The 17118-nt window shown below is 58.6% G+C and carries 15 protein-coding genes; 4 read left to right on the top strand and 11 right to left on the bottom strand.

Annotation, left to right across the window (positions count from 1 at the left end; all coding sequences use genetic code 11):
* Nucleotides 1-10 precede the first annotated feature (10 nt).
* Nucleotides 11-697 (bottom strand): tellurite resistance TerB family protein, encoded by a 687-nt coding sequence (locus BLU07_RS04415; RefSeq protein ID WP_092384545.1) that lies wholly within the window; start codon nucleotides 695-697, stop codon nucleotides 11-13.
* Between the two features lie 172 nt (nucleotides 698-869).
* Between BLU07_RS04415 and BLU07_RS04410 the strand changes: the two genes are divergently transcribed.
* Both BLU07_RS04410 and BLU07_RS04405 read left to right on the top strand, forming a co-directional pair.
* Nucleotides 870-2525, top strand: coding sequence for a long-chain-fatty-acid--CoA ligase (locus BLU07_RS04410; RefSeq protein ID WP_092384543.1), 1656 nt, complete (start codon nucleotides 870-872; stop codon nucleotides 2523-2525).
* A gap of 64 nt (nucleotides 2526-2589) precedes the next feature.
* On the top strand, nucleotides 2590-3627 hold the full coding sequence (locus BLU07_RS04405) for a DUF2817 domain-containing protein (protein ID WP_092384541.1): 1038 nt from the start codon (nucleotides 2590-2592) through the stop codon (nucleotides 3625-3627).
* 22 nt (nucleotides 3628-3649) lie between these two features.
* On the opposite strand, the gene trxC is transcribed toward BLU07_RS04405, so the two are convergent.
* Nucleotides 3650-4081, bottom strand: coding sequence for a thioredoxin TrxC (gene trxC, locus BLU07_RS04400; protein WP_092384539.1), 432 nt, complete (start codon nucleotides 4079-4081; stop codon nucleotides 3650-3652).
* A 57-nt stretch (nucleotides 4082-4138) separates the two neighbouring features.
* A complete protein-coding gene (gene serB, locus BLU07_RS04395) occupies nucleotides 4139-5350 on the bottom strand; it encodes a phosphoserine phosphatase SerB (protein ID WP_197675061.1) in 1212 nt (403 codons plus the stop codon).
* 153 nt (nucleotides 5351-5503) lie between these two features.
* On the opposite strand from serB, the gene BLU07_RS04390 reads away from it, so the two are divergent.
* Both BLU07_RS04390 and BLU07_RS04385 read left to right on the top strand, forming a co-directional pair.
* Nucleotides 5504-6988: a hypothetical protein gene (locus tag BLU07_RS04390; RefSeq protein ID WP_157719082.1), complete on the top strand. Its 1485-nt coding sequence runs from the start codon at nucleotides 5504-5506 to the stop codon at nucleotides 6986-6988.
* Nucleotides 6985-7623, top strand: a complete 639-nt coding sequence (locus BLU07_RS04385) for a pseudouridine synthase (RefSeq protein ID WP_092384533.1) — start codon at nucleotides 6985-6987, stop codon at nucleotides 7621-7623. The genes BLU07_RS04390 and BLU07_RS04385 overlap by 4 nt, the downstream gene beginning before the upstream one ends.
* Here BLU07_RS04385 and parC read toward each other — a convergent pair whose 3' ends face one another.
* The 8 genes from parC to fliQ form a co-directional block, all read right to left on the bottom strand.
* Nucleotides 7624-9888 (bottom strand): DNA topoisomerase IV subunit A, encoded by a 2265-nt coding sequence (gene parC / locus BLU07_RS04380; protein ID WP_092384531.1) that lies wholly within the window; start codon nucleotides 9886-9888, stop codon nucleotides 7624-7626. It lies immediately after the preceding gene.
* Between the two features lie 351 nt (nucleotides 9889-10239).
* Complete coding sequence (locus tag BLU07_RS04375; protein WP_092384529.1) at nucleotides 10240-10755, bottom strand: retropepsin-like aspartic protease family protein; 516 nt, start codon at nucleotides 10753-10755, stop codon at nucleotides 10240-10242.
* Between the two features lie 12 nt (nucleotides 10756-10767).
* Nucleotides 10768-12660, bottom strand: a complete 1893-nt coding sequence (gene parE / locus BLU07_RS04370) for a DNA topoisomerase IV subunit B (protein WP_092384527.1) — start codon at nucleotides 12658-12660, stop codon at nucleotides 10768-10770.
* Between the two features lie 109 nt (nucleotides 12661-12769).
* Nucleotides 12770-13882 carry an acyltransferase family protein gene (locus BLU07_RS04365; protein WP_157719081.1) on the bottom strand — a complete coding sequence of 371 codons (1113 nt, stop codon included), beginning with the start codon at nucleotides 13880-13882 and terminating at the stop codon, nucleotides 12770-12772.
* Nucleotides 13883-14018: 136 nt separating this feature from the next.
* Entirely contained in the window at nucleotides 14019-14825 is an 807-nt protein-coding gene (cpdA, locus tag BLU07_RS04360; protein ID WP_092384523.1) for a 3',5'-cyclic-AMP phosphodiesterase, read from the bottom strand.
* Nucleotides 14826-14924: 99 nt separating this feature from the next.
* Complete coding sequence (gene flhB, locus BLU07_RS04355) at nucleotides 14925-16064, bottom strand: flagellar biosynthesis protein FlhB (protein WP_092384521.1); 1140 nt, start codon at nucleotides 16062-16064, stop codon at nucleotides 14925-14927.
* Nucleotides 16064-16840, bottom strand: coding sequence for a flagellar biosynthetic protein FliR (gene fliR, locus BLU07_RS04350; RefSeq protein ID WP_092384519.1), 777 nt, complete (start codon nucleotides 16838-16840; stop codon nucleotides 16064-16066). Before fliR ends, flhB begins: the two co-directional genes overlap by 1 nt.
* Nucleotides 16840-17109, bottom strand: coding sequence for a flagellar biosynthesis protein FliQ (gene fliQ / locus BLU07_RS04345; protein WP_092384517.1), 270 nt, complete (start codon nucleotides 17107-17109; stop codon nucleotides 16840-16842). Before fliQ ends, fliR begins: the two co-directional genes overlap by 1 nt.
* Nucleotides 17110-17118: the final 9 nt, after the last annotated feature.

Genomic DNA, 17118 nt, shown 5'->3' with positions numbered 1-17118 from the left:
CAAGACCGATTTAGCTGAGGCTGAAGGCCTGTGCTTCAAGCTCGCTGCGCAAGGCTGCAGGCAAATCCAGCTGACGTGCCAGTTCATCCAGATAAGCCTTTTCCATAAAACTTTGTTGATCAATCATCAACAGACTGGCCAGATACATTTCAGCCGCCAATGCAGGCGTGTCGGCAGCCGCAGCGACTTCAGCCGGATCCAGTGGCTTTTGCAACTCGCGGTCAAACCACTGAAGCAAGGTAGGGTCGCTGCTGATGCGGGCAATCTCGGCATCAATCATTTCACGCTCGCGCTGGTCAATATGGCCGTCAGCCTTGGCAGCAGCAATCAGTGCCCGCAATATCGCCTGACTATGCTGCTCTGCCTGTGGCGCCGGCAAACGGTCAATTGTCTGAGGCTCTGATTGACCGGCCGGTACCGACTGTCCACGCTGATAATTCTGCCATGCCTTCCAAGCGACCACCCCAAGCGCCGCGGCACCGCCATAGACCACAGCTTTGCCGCCAAGCTTGCGGGCTTTTTTACTGCCCAGTAACAAGCTGATAGCGGCACCACCACCCGCGCCCGCCAACAGACTGCCTACAGGTGATGTCGCGCTACGTTGAGTTTGCGCCGCAGGTTGTTGACCTGCAGTACCGCCGTTTAACAAGTCAGAACCGGATTTCAGGAGTTGATCGAGCAAGCCACGGGTATTCATCGTGCGTTTTCACCTTAATGAAGAGACTGCAGGTATGACAGTACACCAGAATCCCGGTTCCCGACCCAGGTCATTTATGAGCCATCAACAGCGTCGGTGTTAGCCCTTTAACCCATCACCCGTACGGGTTAATCTGGTCGAATAATAATCATCCAGAGGAGTACCCGGGCCCATGTTTGATCGCCATTACGCCGTTTGGCCGGAACAAGTGCCACATTTTCTCGACCTGCCCAAAACCAGCCTGTACAGCAACCTGACGGTATCCGCCCTGCGCTACCCGGATCACCCGGCGATCATCTATTACGGCAGCCGCCTGACCTACCGCGACCTCGACATTCAGGCCACCGCACTGGCCGGGTATCTGCAACAAGCCGGCGTGCAGTCAGGCGACCGGGTGCTGCTGTATATGCAGAACAGCGCGCAATTCGTGATTGGCTTCTATGCCATTTTGCGTGCCAATGCCGTGGTGGTACCGGTCAACCCGATGAACCGCAAGGCCGAGCTGGAATACCTGATTGACGATACCGAGGCCAGCCTTGCGCTCTGTGGTCTGGAACTGCTGGACAATATCGCCCCACTGGTTGGCTATGGCAGCCTGAAAGAAGTGATCTGTGGTGCCTACTCCGAGTACCTGAGCGAAAAAACCACCCTGGATTTACCCGAAGCCGTGCAATTACCCGCGCATATTCCCGAACAGGACGGCGTCACGCCCTGGCAGGATGCCTTGCGCGCCCGGTATGAACCCGGCCCGCTGACAACCGGCCCGGATGACCTCTGCGTGATCCCTTACAGCTCCGGCACCACGGGCAATCCGAAGGGCTGCGTGCACACTCATCACAGCGTAATGGCAACCACGGTGTATTGCTCGGTTTGGGGCAATGCCCAGCACGATACTGTGCAACTGGTCTCGGTGCCCATGTTCCACGTCACCGGCATGCAGGTGTGCATGAACGCGAGTATCTACATCGGCGGCACGCAGGTGGTGATGACCCGCTGGGACCGCAAAACGGCGGCGCAACTGATTGAGCAGGAGCAGATCACCAGCTGGCGCAACATCTCGACCATGGTGATTGATCTGCTGTCCGACCCGGCTATTGACCAGTATGACCTGAGCAGCCTGGCCGCCATCGGCGGCGGTGGTGCCGCCATGCCAATCGCTGTCGCGGAAAAACTGATGGCCAAGACCGGGCTGGAATACGCCGAAGGGTACGGTCTGTCGGAAACCATCAGTGCCACGCACATGAACCCCTACCACGCGCCCAAACCCCAATGCCTGGGCATTCCGATTATCGGCGTGGATTCACGCGTAGTGGATGTCGAGGGTCTGCATGAACTCGGCCCGAATGAAACTGGCGAAATCGTGCTGCGGGGCGAGCAATTGTTCCAGGGTTACTGGCGCCGGCCGGAAGCAACCGAAGACGCTTTTGTCGAGCTGGATGGCGAACGGTTTTTCCGTACCGGGGATCTGGGTTATTTCGATGATGAGGGCTACTTCTTCCTCGTCGACCGGGTCAAGCGCATGATCAATGCTGCCGGCTTCAAGGTCTGGCCAGCGGAAGTCGAAGCCCTGTTGTTTGGCCATCCGGCGATCCAGGAAGCCTGTGTGATTTCCAGCCCGGATCAGCGCCGGGGTGAAACCACCAAAGCAGTCATTGTGTTGGCCCGGGGTCAGCAGGCAACAGCCGAAGAGATCATTGCCTGGTGCCAGGAGAACATGTCAGCGTACAAGTGCCCCAAACACATCGAATTCGTCAGCGAATTGCCCAAGTCACCGACGGGCAAGGTCCTTTGGCGCGCCCTGCAGGAAGCGGAATGGGCCAAGGCCTGAGCTGTCACAGGGATGCAATGGCCAGCTGCTAAAACAGGATCAGACCCTGTTCTAGCAGCTGGCCATGACCGATTCTGCGGCACTGATTCAACGACACCTACCCGAACATCTGGAGCTGGAAAACCTGCTCCGTGCTGGTGCCCGGCACCTGCGCTACCAGACTGTGCACAGTGTGGATATTGACGGCATCAGTATTCCGATTCGAGTAATTGAGCTGGGCAGCCGGGCACCGCGTGCGCCGGTGATCGGCTTCTTTGGCGGCGTGCATGGCGTCGAGCGGATCGGCACGCAGGTGCTGCTGTCCTGGCTGCACAGCCTGATCCATCGCCTGGACTGGGACAGTTCACTGCGTCAGCAGCTTGAACGGGTGCGCCTGGTGTTTATGCCGATGATCAATCCCGGCGGCATCTGGCATCATCGCCGCAGCAACCTGAACGGGGTTGATCTGATGCGCAACGCGCCCATTGACGCCATGGGGCCCAAACCCTGGCTGGTCAGCGGACACCGCATCAGCAGTCACCTGCCCTGGTTTCGTGGCAAGCGTGGCGAAGCCATGCAGGCCGAAGCCCTGGCGCTGGTCAATACGGTTCGCCAACGACTGCTGCACGCCCCCTTCGCCATCAGTGTTGATTGCCATAGCGGCTTTGGTCGGCGTGACCGTCTCTGGTGCAGCTACGCTCGCAGCCATCGGCCAATCCATCATATTGCCGAGGTACTGGCGCTGAAACGGCTGTTCCATAACACCTACCCGCATCACCACCCTTACATCATCGAGCCGCAATCGATCCACTACACCACCCATGGTGATCTCTGGGATTATCTGTACGACGAGTCCCGCGAACAGTACACGGAGAATATTTTCCTGCCCTTTACCCTGGAAATGGGCTCCTGGCTCTGGGTGCGCAAGAACCCGCGGCAGATGTTCGATTACTTCGGCTTCTTCAACCCGGTTATCGGCCATCGCAAGCGGCGGGTTCTGCGCCAGCACTTACCCCTGTTCGAGTTTCTGACCGCCGCAACCCAGTGTTGGCACTCCTGGGTACCGGGCCCCTTGCAACGGGAGCTGCTGGCACAGGAAGCCCTGGTTGAATGGTTCGGCTAGCGAATACATAACCCTGCCGGGATTATCCGAGTTGCTCTTGCAGCCATTGGCGTAGTTGCGCGGGTGGTAGCGCACCATTGATGCGGGCTTTTTCTTCGCCTCGATGCACCAGTATCAGGGTCGGGATACTGCGTATCGCGTAGCGGCCAGCCAACTGTTGTTGCTCTTCGGTATTCAGCTTGCCGAAGCGTACTCTTGGCTCGAACTCAGCGGCGGCCTGGGCAAAAACCGGGGCGAACTGCCGACAGGGGCCACACCAGGAGGCCCAGAAATCAATCAATAACGGCAGATCACTGCTGGCATGCGCATTGAAATTATGGGCCGTCAGCTCAACCGGCTGACCGATAAAGAGGGGCTGCTTGCAAACGCCACAGACCGGCGAATCCTGCAAGCGTTCGGCGGGTATGCGATTTTTCCGCAGGCAGTGCGGGCAAGCCAGAATCGAGCTGGGCATGTAAAACTCCGTTATTTGAACTCTCTGGAGCGAGACGGCACGCTGACCTGCATGCGCTCAAACCCCATCCCGGTCCCGAAACCCCAGCAGATACAGAATGCCGTCCAACCCAAGGGTCGAGATAGCCTGCTTTGCCGACTGCTTGACCAGCGGCTTGGCTCGGAACGCCACACCAAGCCCGGCGATGGACAGCATGGGCAGGTCATTGGCGCCATCACCCACGGCAATGGTCTGCTCCAGGCTGATGCCTTCACGCTGGGCCAGCTCCCGCAGCAGGTCGGCCTTGCGCTGGCCATCCACGATGGGCTCTTCTACCTCACCGGTTACCTTGCCATCGGCAATCGGCAGGGCATTGGCGTAGACATAATCGATACCCAGGCGCTGCTGCAAGCGTTCGGCAAAGTAGTTGAAGCCACCCGACAGAATAGCGGTTTTGTAACCCAGGCGACGCAATTGCGCGATCAGGGTTTCCGCCCCTTCAGTCAAGCGCAGGCGTTCGGCGATGTCTGCCAGTACCGTTTCCGGCAGCCCTTTGAGCAGGGCCATTCGCTCCCGGAAACTGGCCTGAAAGTCGAGTTCACCGCGCATGGCTCGCTCGGTGATGTCAGCCACCTGATCGCCGACGCCGGCTGCCTTGGCCAGTTCATCAATCACTTCCGCATCAATCAGCGTCGAGTCCATATCAAACACCACCAGGCGTCGATTGCGGCGGAACAGGCTGTCTTGCTGGAAAGCAATATCCACGTTCAGCGCCTGGGCAATGGTCAGAAATTCCGCGCGCAACGCCGCCGGATCATCGGGCTCGCCGCGCACCGAGAACTCGATGCACCCCTTGCCCTGATCCGCCGGCAAATCTTCAGGAATCCGCCCGGACAGGCGATCGATATGGTCAATATTGAGCCCGTAACGGGCCGTGATTTCGCTGACCCGGGCAATATGTTCGGCGGTGATGCGCCGCGCCAGCAGGGTAACAATGTGGCGTGATTTGCCCTGCCCGGTCACCCAGCGCTGGTACTCTTCGGTACTCACCGGCGTGAAACGGACTTGCTGATCCATCTCGTAACCACGGAACAGCACATCCTTGAGTACGTCAGACAGGCCTGCCGAGTCATGCATTTCAACCAGAATACCGAACGACAGGGTGTCGTGAATCACAGCCTGACCAATGTCCAGGATATTGACCTGCGCCCGCGCCAGCAAACCAGTAATGGCGGCAGTCAACCCGGGGCGGTCCGGGCCAGTAATATTGATCAGAACAATGTTGTTCAAGGCAGCAACTCCGTGGACGTGCATTTAACGCGCTATTCTACCTGCAATTGACCACCAGCTCATCACTCCAGGCTGTTGCCGTTGGCATACACTGGCTATACTGTGCCGGGTTGCAGCCAACAGCCTCCTACACGTGCCAATCGAGTCATTTCCTTGAGTCATTCAAAACCTTCCGACAACCTGTTTCTTCGCGCACATGCCAGGTTCCGCTCCTTGCGCTGGTCACTGCGCAGCCATTTGTTGTTGTGTGTGACATTGCCGCTGCTGATTGTCTGGGTCAGTACCTTTTTCCTGCACAATAGCTGGCAGCGTGACAGTGCCCATCAGGCGAATGAGATTGGCCACGAACTGGCACGGCAGATTGCGGATAGTCTACTCGGGCCTTTACAGGCTGACGATCAACTGAGCCTTAACCTGCAATTGGCCCAGTGGCGGCAAAACCCGCTGATTGCCCAGGCCAAACTCTACGGGGCTGACAACCGGATACTGGCCGAAAGCGGGCGACCACGCCACGCTGATGAGCTGGCCCCGGGAGAAGGTACCTATATTGCCAGCATCCAGCATCAGGATAACCTGGTCGGGCGCCTGCATATCAGCCTGGCCGGCGAACCTTTCCGTACCCCTCTGGGCAACCTGCTCAACACCCTGCAGATGATTACCCTGTTTCTGTTGTTGCTGGCAGGCACCCAGGCCTGGTTTTTCGGTACCCGTTTGCGGCAATTATTGCAGCAACTGGGTAACTGGTCAGCCGAGCAGGATCAACCACCACCGGGGGCAGGGCGAAAGGATGAACTCGGCGAGCTGGCCCAGCGTCTGTTGCAGCGGCGTATTATCGACCAGCCCCTGCCGGTTCTTGAGGACATCAGTACCGAGGATGATGACGCCACCGTCACTGACGCCGAGTCGGCAACAGCGACCCATCATCTGGTCATTGACCTGACTGCGGGCATTACGGACGAAGATCTTGAAGCAGCAGCCGAAGACGTGGTGGTGGCTGATCCGCCGACCGAAGCGGCCAAGGCTGACATTGATGGGCAAGAGGCTGCCGAGCCAGCAACAGCGGTCACTGACCAGGCTCAGACCCTGGTCCTGGCCGTGGGCATTGGTCCGCTCGATACCTTGCAACGATTGCCCCGCCAGCGCTTGCTGGCCTTGCTGGAGCGCTACCGTTCGCATGTACAACAGGCCGCCAGGCTGTATTCCGGCAGCCTGCAAGCCCTGGAAGATGGGGGCACCCTGATCAGCTTTGCCTTCGACGAGGATAATTCTGCCACGCTGAAACAAGCGTTGTGCTGTGGCGAATTACTGCGCATTCTGGCGCACGATTTGCAAATCGAAATTGCCGACACCGGCCAGGCGGTTCACATGCGTCTAGCGCTTGGGCGCTGTGCGGCGCATGACAGCCTCTCTGCGTTGCTTGCCGACGAAGGCTGTCAGTCGATTCTCGATCACCTTCAGCACAGCCGGAATCTATTGCTGGTGGATGCCGCCATGGCCGAGCAAGAGGCGGTCAAATCACTGGTCTTGACCCGCCGCCTGGCCAGCCAGCCGGACATACACTGCATTGAGCGACTGAATGAGCCCTATCAGTCGCTACTGGAAAAACAGCTCAACCACATCTACCAGCAGCGTTCATGACGATGCGACATTCAGGGCACGCCGCCAGGTCAACCGGGCGGCCGCGCAGAGTAGCGAAACGACCACCTGCCACGCCTCGCCTGATAGCACTGAACAAGCCCTACAATGTACTGACCCAGTTCACGGATGCTCAGGGGCGGCAAACACTGAAGGATCTGCTGCCGCTGCGCGATGTCTATCCCGCAGGGCGTCTTGACCGGGACAGTGAAGGGCTGCTCTTGCTGACCAATGATGGCCGCTTGCAGGCGCGGATTGCCGACCCGCGGCACAAATTGCAGAAAACCTACTGGGTACAGGTGGAAGGTGAACCGACGGCTGAGCAACTGGATCAGTTGCGATCCGGCCCGGTGCTGAATGATGGCCCTACCCGCCCCGCCGAGGTCGAACTGATCGCGGAGCCGGACCTGTGGCCACGTGATCCGCCGGTACGCTTTCGCAAAACGGTACCCACCCGCTGGTTAAGCATCAGCATCCGTGAGGGCCGCAATCGTCAGGTCCGGCGCATGACGGCAGCCGTCGGCTTGCCGACCCTGCGTCTGGTCAGGGTCAGCATTGGCCAGTGGCAGCTGGACGGTCTGCAGCCCGGGGAATGGCGAGACATTCCCCTTCAGGCCGCCACCGACCCACGGCAGTGATCACTCACCCGTTGTAGGCTCAACGTCCATGGCATCGACTTTCTGGAAGCCGCGCGGCAGCTTGTTGCCGCGCCGCCCACGTTCACCGTGGTAATGCTCCAGATCACCGGGTTTCAGGGTCAGGGTACGCTTACCCGCTGTCAGCATCAGGTTGGCACCGGGCCGCAGCACCACCAGCCCGGTGATGAACTCCTCGCGGTTTTTCACCCGCGCCGAAGGCAGCGAGATAATCTTGTTGCCCTTGCCTTTGGACAGTTGCGGCAGGTCCGCCACCGGGAACACCAGCAAACGCCCTTCGTTGCTGACCGCGACGACCTTGTCCTCTTGGCGGTTGTGGACCGGCACCGGAGCAATCACCTTGCCGCCCTCAGGCAACGTGAGCAACGTTTTGCCGTTCTTGTTCTTCGCTTGCAGGTCACTGCCCTCGACGATAAAGCCGTAACCGGCATCTGAAGCGATCAGATACAGGCCGTTGTCTTCCGGCATCAGGACACTGTCGAATACGGCGCCTGGTGGCGGGCTCAGGCGTCCAGTCAGCGGTTCACCCTGGCCACGTGCCGAGGGCAACGTATGCGTGGGCAAGGAATAACTGCGACCGCTGGAATCGAGGAATACAGCCTGCTGATTGGAGCGACCGGCAGCCTGGGAGCGGAAGTTGTCACCAGCCTTGTAAGCCAGACCAGGGCCATCGACATCATGCCCCTTGGCGCAGCGCACCCAGCCTTTTTCCGACAACACCACGGTGACCGGCTCGGAGGGCAGCAAGGCGGTTTCCGACAAGGCTTTGGCTTCTTCGCGCTCGACCAGGGGTGAACGGCGGTCATCACCATAGGCTTCGGCATCGGCGATCAGTTCGTCTCGCACCTTGTTGCGCAGGCGTTTTTCGCTGCCAAGGATTTTCTCCAGACCATCACGTTCCTTTTCCAGTGCGTCCTGCTCACCCTTGATTTTCATTTCTTCCAGCCGCGCCAATTGGCGCAAGCGGGTATCCAGGATGTAGTCGGCCTGTACTTCGGTCAGCCCGAAGCGTTTCATCAATTCGGCACGCGGATGCTCTTCGGTGCGAATGATGTGAATCACTTCATCCAGATTGAGGAAGGCGATCAGCAAGCCATCCAGCAGATGCAGGCGAGCCAGCACCTTGTCCAGGCGGTATTGCAGGCGGCGACGCACGGTAGACACGCGGAAGCCGAGCCATTCGCTGAGCAGGCCGCGCAGGTCCTTGACTGCCGGGCGACCGTCGGTGCCAATCACGTTCATGTTGACCCGGTAGCTGTGCTCCAGATCAGTGGTGGCGAAAAGGTGCTTCATCAGGTCGTCGAGGTCGACCCGGTTGGAGCGCGGCACGATGACGATGCGGGTAGGGTTTTCATGATCCGATTCATCGCGCAGGTCGGCGACCATGGGCAACTTTTTCGCCTGCATCTGCCCGGCAATCTGTTCCAGCACCTTGGCCCCGGATACCTGGTGTGGCAGGGCGGTAATGACCACCTCGCAGTCTTCCCGGTTCCAGACTGCGCGACAGCGGATGGAGCCTCGGCCTGTGGCGTACAGATTGAGCAGGTCTTTGCGCGGGGTGATGATTTCCGCTTCGGTCGGATAGTCCGGACCCTGGATGTGCTCACAGAGTTCATCCAGACCAGCGCCGGGGTCTTCCAGCAGGCGCACACAGGCGGCGGCGACTTCACGCAGGTTGTGCGGGGGAATGTCGGTGGCCATACCGACGGCAATGCCGGTGGTACCGTTCAGCAGCAGGTTGGGCAGGCGGGCGGGAAGTACCATGGGTTCATCCATGGTGCCGTCGAAATTGGGTTGCCAATCAACGGTGCCCTGCCCCAGTTCGCTGAGCAATGTTTCGCTGTAACGGTCGAGGCGAGATTCGGTATAGCGCATGGCGGCGAAGGACTTGGGATCATCCGGTGCGCCCCAGTTGCCCTGACCGTCTACCAGCGGATAGCGGTAGGAGAAAGGCTGCGCCATCAGCACCATGGCTTCGTAACAGGCAGAGTCGCCATGCGGGTGGTATTTACCCAGGACATCACCGACGGTACGCGCGGATTTCTTGTACTTGGCCGTCGCAGCGAGGCCCAGCTCGCTCATGGCGAAGATGATGCGCCGTTGTACCGGCTTGAGGCCGTCGCCGATGTGCGGCAGGGCCCGATCCATGATGACGTACATGGAGTAGTTGAGATAGGCCTCTTCGGTAAAGGCGGACAGCGGCCGCTGCTCTACCCCTTCCAGACTCAGGTCCAGACTGTCACTCATGCCATTCCCCCTTGTGCCCCGGTATCTGCCGGGGTCTTGTATGACGGTTCACATTACAAAGCATTCAGTATTCGGCTCTATTAACTTCGGTATACGTGCCCGGAGCGATTCCCGGTGGCCGGGAATCGCTCCTATTTGACTCCGCATTGCCTTCTCGGAAAATCAGACGCTCAGCCAGGAAGTACTGATTAACTGCACATAACTTCGGCAGCCTAGTAGGCGCTGACCGGTTCTGGACCGTTAGATGCCATGGATGGCATCTACGAGCCCCCATGGATGGGTTCACGGCGTGTCCAGAACCGGTCAGCGCCTATCAGGCTGAAACACTGAACCTGCTTAATCAGTGCTTCCTTAACGATAGTGCCGCAGGATCAATTCATTGCCCTGCTGACTGAAATCCAGTTGTTGGAGGGCGCTCATACCGAGCAGCACCTCGTCTCCGCCCATGCCGGGTACGATCCCGGCACGAACGTCGTGTAAACGAATATCTCCCAGCTCCAGACTGTCCAGCAGGGTGCTGTAGCTTTTGGTGGTGCCGTTGGCGGTTTGCACCATGATGGGCCGGCCACGCGACAGGCCCAGATCACTTGCCAGGCTGGCGGGCAGCGCCACGAAGGTGGCACCCGTATCCAGCAAAAAGGTCACATTGCGGCCATTGATGCGGCCGCCGGCGATGTAATGCCCGTGACGGTTGCGCTCCAGGCGCACTTCTACCGCCTCGGCGGTAACCCGGGATTGCGGATCCAGGTTGGGATTGAGCTGGCGCTCTTCAACGCCGGAAAACCACTGCACGGCCAATGCCATGCCTGCCACCCAGGCCAGGACCAGCATGATGGTTCCGGTACGCCGGGTATTGCCCTCAGCCATGCACCACCCGATTCACAACAGCACCTCGGCCAGGTTGCCTTTGCTTTCCAGCCAGGCTTTGCGATCCGGTGAGCGTTTTTTCGCCAGCAGCATATCCATCAGCGCTTCGGTACCGGGCATGTCGTCGATGGTCAACTGCACCAGACGGCGAGTGTCACGGGCCATGGTGGTTTCGCGCAGCTGCAGAGGATTCATTTCGCCCAACCCCTTGAAGCGGGTGACCTGAACCTTGCCGCGCTTGCCTTCGGCTTCGATGCGATCAAGGATGCCCTGACGCTCTGAATCATCCAGGGCGTAATAGGTTTCCTTGCCGATATCGACCCGGTACAGCGGCGGCATGGCGACAAACACATGCCCGGCGGCGACCAGTGGCTGGAAGTGACGCACGAAGAGTGCACACAGCAGCGTGGCAATGTGCAGGCCATCAGAGTCGGCGTCGGCGAGTATGCAGATCTTGCCGTAGCGCAGCTGTTGCAGGTCTGGCGAGCCGGGATCGACGCCAATGGCGACGGCGATGTCATGTACTTCCTGCGACCCGAGTACCTGGGTCGAGTCTACTTCCCAGGTGTTGAGAATCTTGCCACGCAGCGGCATGACCGCCTGAAATTCCTTGTCCCGCGCCTGCTTGGCGCTGCCACCGGCGGAGTCACCCTCAACCAGAAACAGCTCTGAACGGCGACTGTCCTGACCGACGCAGTCGGCCAGCTTGCCGGGCAGCGCCGGCCCCTGGGTGACCCGTTTGCGTTCGATCTTCTTGCCGGCCTTGAGCCGGCGATGGGCATGGTTGATGGCCATTTCCGCCAGCTGCTGACCAATGTCGGCATGCTGGTTGAGCCACAGGCTGAAGGCGTCCTTGACCACACCGGACACAAAAGCGGCGGTTTCCCGTGAAGACAGGCGTTCTTTGGTCTGACCGGAGAACTGGGCCTCGGACATTTTTACCGAGAGCACGTAGCTGACCCGCTCCCAGACGTCTTCCGGTGCCAGCTTGACGCCTCGCGGCAGCAGGTTGCGGAACTCGCAGAACTCACGAATGGCTTCCAGCAGTCCGGCACGCAGGCCGTTGACATGCGTACCGCCCTGGGCAGTCGGGATCAGATTGACGTAGCTTTCCTGAATCAGTTCGCCGCCTTCAGGCAACCAGAGCAAGGCCCAGTCGACCGCTTCCTGACGTGCACTGAATGATCCGGTAAAGGGGGCGTCCGGCAGGGTTGGCCAGTCGGCGCAGGAGTCACGCAGATAATCGGTAAGGCCGTCTTCATAAAACCAGCTGACTTTTTCGCCATTCTGGCGATCGTCAAAATCCACCCGCAGGCCAGGGCACAATACGGCTTTGGCCTTGAGCAGGTGCTTGAGTCGGCTGATGCTGAATTTCGGGGTATCGAAATAACTCTCATCAGGCCAGAAAATCACGCTGGTACCGGTATTGCGCTTGCCGACGGTACCGACCACTTCCAGTTCGCTGGTTTTTTCGCCACTGGCGAAGGTCATGCAGTATTCCTGACCGTCACGCTTGACCCGTACTTCGACTTTGAGCGAGAGCGCGTTGACCACGGAAATACCCACGCCGTGCAAACCACCGGAGAACTGATAATTCTTGTTGGAAAACTTACCACCGGCGTGCAAACGGGTAAAAATCAGTTCGACCCCGGATACGCCCTCCTCCGGGTGAATATCCACCGGCATGCCACGGCCATCGTCGGACACTTCCAGTGCATTGTCGGCATGCAGGATGACGTTGATCTGGCGGGCATGGCCGGCAAGGGCTTCGTCGACACTGTTGTCGATGACTTCCTGCGCCAGGTGATTGGGGCGAGTGGTGTCGGTATACATGCCCGGACGGCGGCGTACCGGGTCCAGGCCGCTGAGTACTTCCAGCGCGTCGGCATTATAGGTATCGGACATAAAGCGTCTGGTTATCCTCGATCAATCGGGGCGCCCGCAGGCTGCGCGGGCAAACAAGCAGTCCGCATAGTAGCCGTCAGGCTTGCTTGCTGCCAAGGGGCGCCTTCAACTACAGCCAACGCGCCTGGAGCCCAACCCGCTGCAAACCGCTGCGCAAACCATTGTTGAGCGGGGTTACCCATTGCAGGCTGCGCTGCTCAACCAGGTGCCAGGAGAGCATGGCCAATGACAGACAGATGACACTGGCGGCCATCAGGACCGCCCATACGGATGACAGCTGCATATGAATCAGCCACTGCTGAACCGGAAAGGCATAGAGATACAGCCCGTAAGACATATCGCCATACCGCTCTACTCGCGGTAAACGCAGCCGGGGCGTATACGCCAGCCAGAGCACCAGGTAAGCAAACGCCAGGGATGACATCAGTTCGAATGCGGGGCCAGGGGGCATGAGCACAACCGGCACGTACAGCAGCAACGCCAACCAGAATCGCAGCAGCACGAGATCACGGAACATGTAGAGCAGCATGCCGAGCATGAAATGCACTACCACCATGAACAAGCCCCTGGTCAAGAGCGGCTGCTGACCAAAGACTTCAGTGGCCACAAAGTAACCAACCACCAGAGACGCAATGAACGCGGCTCCCAGCAGGCGGTTGCGATAGAGCATCAGCACACCGAAGAAAAAGGCAAATACATACATGCTCATCTCCAGAGGGAGGCTCCAGAGCGAACCGTTGACCGCGTCAGGGTAGACGTTGTCGTTAAACACACCGGGCAATATATGGGTGACTTTTATCAGGCTGGCATTGTTCCAGAGATACATCCAGGTCATGTCATGCTGCAGATACGCCTGCAGTGGCAAGGTGCTCAACAAGGCGCCCAGCACGAATACGGTCAAGAGTACGTTGATGATCAATGCCGGATAGATACGCAGGACGCGGGCAATGCAAAAGCGCAGCAAGCCCTGACTGGATACAAAGCTTTTCGAGATCAGAAAGCCGGAGAGAACAAAAAACAGATTGATGCCGATACCGTGAATGAGTTCGTGGCTCAACTGATTGCCAAGGATCCAGCGGCTCAGCGGATCAATGTTGACTCCCGGGCCATAAAACAACACCCAGTTATGCCCGAAGAGCACCAAGAAAGCGCCGGCCAAACGCAGAAAACCGATATTATTGTCATGGCGCCCTTGCGCAAAGGGTGACTGTGTCGTGTTCACATTCAACGTCTCGTTACCGCTGGGAGTTTAGCGTGGGCCGCGTTCTTGTTGGCAGGCTGTCAAGCGCTCATGGGAAAAGCGGGAAAAACCTGGGCTCACGTATGTGAGGCCTGTAGCCCGGACAGCATTGAGCGATTCAATAGCCGCTGGCTTCAGGATCAGCAACGAACCGGCCATGCGCTACCCGCTCGACGGCTGTGTCCAGACTGCCGTCCGGATACAGACGCAGCCAGCGGTAACCCGGGGCCTGGGTATCGGTAGAAAATTCCCGGCTATCAGGGGCGAACTGGATACAGGTGGACGGTGTAGCCAGCAAACGCATATGACCGCGTTGCTCGTCGTAATCCTGATGAATATGCCCCCAGAGGACCACTTTCACCCGTGGATCATCCTCAATGCGCTGAAACAGCTGATCGGCATTGTGCAGCCCGATCGGGCGCATCCAGTCACAACCGATATCCACCGGATGATGGTGCAGCGTCAGCAGTATATGACGCTCGCCGGCACTGGCCAGCGCCTGCTCGAGCAGTGTGAACTGTTCCGGTGCGAGGCGGCCGGCGACACTGCCGGCAACGCTCGAGTCGAGCATGATGATGCGCCATGGGCCAATATCGTACCAGGGCTGATTCAGGGCATCGGCGGCACCCAGATCAAGCATGCGTTCGGCATCATCGTGGTTTCCCGGAATCCAGCAACAGGGCGCCGGCAAGCGCCTGGCGGCGCGCATAAAATGCTGATAAGCCGCAACGGATGCATCCTGGGCGATATCACCCGTCGCCAGCACCAGATCAATCGTCGGGATTTGCTGCAGCACCTGATCGATGACGGCTTGCAGGCTGGCGTGGGTATCCAGTCCAAGCAGTTCTGTCTGTTCATCGGCATACAAATGACAGTCGGTCAGTTGGACAAGATGAATTGTCTGCTGGTGTCCGTCCCCTGACATTTGTGCGCTCCTGTTAACGTGCATCCTGCAATAATGGCAAGATGTGCAAAAAGATGCCAGTCACGTTACACAAGAATGCGAACTGGTGCACAAAATTGACTACTCATCGCGGCGGAAGTCATCCGGAATGGTTGGCTCCGGCGGCTTGGGTGGTTTCTTGCTCTTGCCCGCCTGGTATTGTTGCAGCTGGAAAACATACGCCAGTACCTGGGCTACCGCCAGATACAGCCCCGCCGGAATTTCCCGATCCAGTTCGGTGCTGTAGAAGACTGCTCGGGCCAGTGGCGGTGACTCGAGAATCATGACCTGGTGTTCCTGGGCGATTTCGCGGATTTTCTGGGCCATGAAGTCTCCCCCCTTGGCGACCAGCATGGGCGCGCCCGAGCGCTCCGGATCATACTTCAGGGCCACCGCAAAGTGCGTCGGGTTGGTGATCACGACATCCGCATTGGGTACTTCAGCAAGCATTTTGCGATCCGCCACTTCACGCTGCAACTGGCGCACCTTGGCCTTGACCTCTGGCTTGCCTTCACTGTCCTTGTACTCGTCCTTGACCTCCTGCTTGGTCATTTTCAGCTTTTTGTTGTTGTCGTAGATCTGAAAGGGAATATCCACCGCAGCAATAACAATCAGCGAGCAGGCAAGAAACACCAAGGCAGTGGCAAGAATCCAGACACTGTGATAGATGGCTTCCGGCAAGGTTTCCTTGCCCAACCCCATTAACTCGTCACGGAACATGTTCAATACGATCAGGGCTACGGTCAGCACTACAAGGAATTTGGCCAGAGCCTTGAGCAGCTCTACAAGTGCGTTCATGGAAAACATGCGCTTGAGCCCGGACAACGGATTCATCCGCTCGAACTTGGGTGCCATCGACTTGGCGCTGAACAGCCAACCCCCGAGCAACACCGGGCCGACCAGTGAGGCGACCAGGAGCATGGCAATCAGCGGGCCGAGAATATACAGCCCCTGCTCGACCGAGGCCATCAAATGCCAGCCCATGCTGTCGGTCTGGTACAGAGCCTCGCGCTCGATGGTGAAGTTATAGGCCATGATATCCAGCATGCGCCCAGCCATGCTGGTGCCGAAACTCATCAACCCCAGGGCTGCAACCATGACCACCGCCAGGGTATTCAGCTCTTTCGAACGCGCCACCTGCCCCTTGTCTTTCGCATCCTTGAGTTTTTTCGGGGTAGGTTCTTCGGTTTTTTCCTGGCTACTGTCTTGCTGCTCCGCCATCAGCCAGCCCCCACCATTTCACGCAGCCAGATCAATGCCTCACCCAGCAACAATTGGTAAGACTCGACCATATTGCCGAGCAGTACCCAGATGATGAACAGGCCCAGACACAGGGTCAGCGGAAAACCGATGGAAAATACGTTGAGTTGCGGGGCCGCCCGCATCATGACGCCAAAGGACAGATTGACGATCAACAGTGCGGTGACCGCCGGCAGGCCAATCAACAACGCTGCTGCCATGACCCAGGAAAAGCGCAACACCAGGGTATAGAAATCGGCAACCCTGAGGGTCTCACCGATCGGCAGTGTGACAAAACTTTCCGCCAGGACTTCGATCGCCACCAGATGCCCATTCATGGCAAGGAACAGCAGGGTTACCAGCATGGTAAAAACCTGACTGACCACGGCCACGGAAATCCCCATCGCCGGGTCGTTCATCGACGCAAAACCCAGACCCATCTGCATGGCGATGATCTGACCGGCAAGCACGTGAATCTGGAACAGCAGCTGGAGCAGGAAGCCCATGGCCGCGCCAATCAGGATCTGCTCACCGATCAGCAGCCAGCTGGTCAGCGACAGCACATCCAGCTGTGGTACCGGAGGAATATAGGGCGCGACCATGAACGTCAGCATAATCGCCAGATAAAGGCGAATGCGCATCGGCAACAACTGGGTGCCGATCACGGGCATGGTCATGACCATGCTGCCGATGCGGAAAAGCACCCACATATAACCGGATACCAGGCTAATGAGTTCAGCGGCGGAAAACGCGAACATCAGCCGATCAGCCCGGGAATTTCCATGTATAGACGCCGAGTGAAGTCGACCAGCTCGGTCACTAGCCAGGGGGCCACCCAGATCAGGGTCATGAAAGTGAACAACAAGCGGGGCAAGAAGCTGAGGGTTTGCTCGTTGATCTGGGTCGCCGCCTGAAACATGGCAACAATCAGACCCACAACCAGGCTGGGCAGTACAATCACCGCAACCATTACGGCTGTCAGCCAGACAGCCTGCCGAAACAGGTCAACCGCTACTTCCGGGGTCATGGCATGCCT

This window comes from Halopseudomonas salegens, from assembly GCF_900105655.1.
Classification (GTDB): domain Bacteria; phylum Pseudomonadota; class Gammaproteobacteria; order Pseudomonadales; family Pseudomonadaceae; genus Halopseudomonas; species Halopseudomonas salegens.
This window is presented reverse-complemented; position numbering and strand designations above follow the sequence as displayed.

Coding starts and splice junctions, on each gene's coding strand:
- BLU07_RS04415 (WP_092384545.1), bottom strand. CDS start 697: ATGAATACCCGTGGCTTGCTCGATCAACTCCTGAAATCCGGTTCTGAC.
- BLU07_RS04410 (WP_092384543.1), top strand. CDS start 870: ATGTTTGATCGCCATTACGCCGTTTGGCCGGAACAAGTGCCACATTTT.
- BLU07_RS04405 (WP_092384541.1), top strand. CDS start 2,590: ATGACCGATTCTGCGGCACTGATTCAACGACACCTACCCGAACATCTG.
- trxC (WP_092384539.1), bottom strand. CDS start 4,081: ATGCCCAGCTCGATTCTGGCTTGCCCGCACTGCCTGCGGAAAAATCGC.
- BLU07_RS04385 (WP_092384533.1), top strand. CDS start 6,985: ATGACGATGCGACATTCAGGGCACGCCGCCAGGTCAACCGGGCGGCCG.
- parC (WP_092384531.1), bottom strand. CDS start 9,888: ATGAGTGACAGTCTGGACCTGAGTCTGGAAGGGGTAGAGCAGCGGCCG.
- BLU07_RS04375 (WP_092384529.1), bottom strand. CDS start 10,755: ATGGCTGAGGGCAATACCCGGCGTACCGGAACCATCATGCTGGTCCTG.
- parE (WP_092384527.1), bottom strand. CDS start 12,660: ATGTCCGATACCTATAATGCCGACGCGCTGGAAGTACTCAGCGGCCTG.
- cpdA (WP_092384523.1), bottom strand. CDS start 14,825: ATGTCAGGGGACGGACACCAGCAGACAATTCATCTTGTCCAACTGACC.
- flhB (WP_092384521.1), bottom strand. CDS start 16,064: ATGGCGGAGCAGCAAGACAGTAGCCAGGAAAAAACCGAAGAACCTACC.
- fliR (WP_092384519.1), bottom strand. CDS start 16,840: ATGTTCGCGTTTTCCGCCGCTGAACTCATTAGCCTGGTATCCGGTTAT.
- fliQ (WP_092384517.1), bottom strand. CDS start 17,109: ATGACCCCGGAAGTAGCGGTTGACCTGTTTCGGCAGGCTGTCTGGCTG.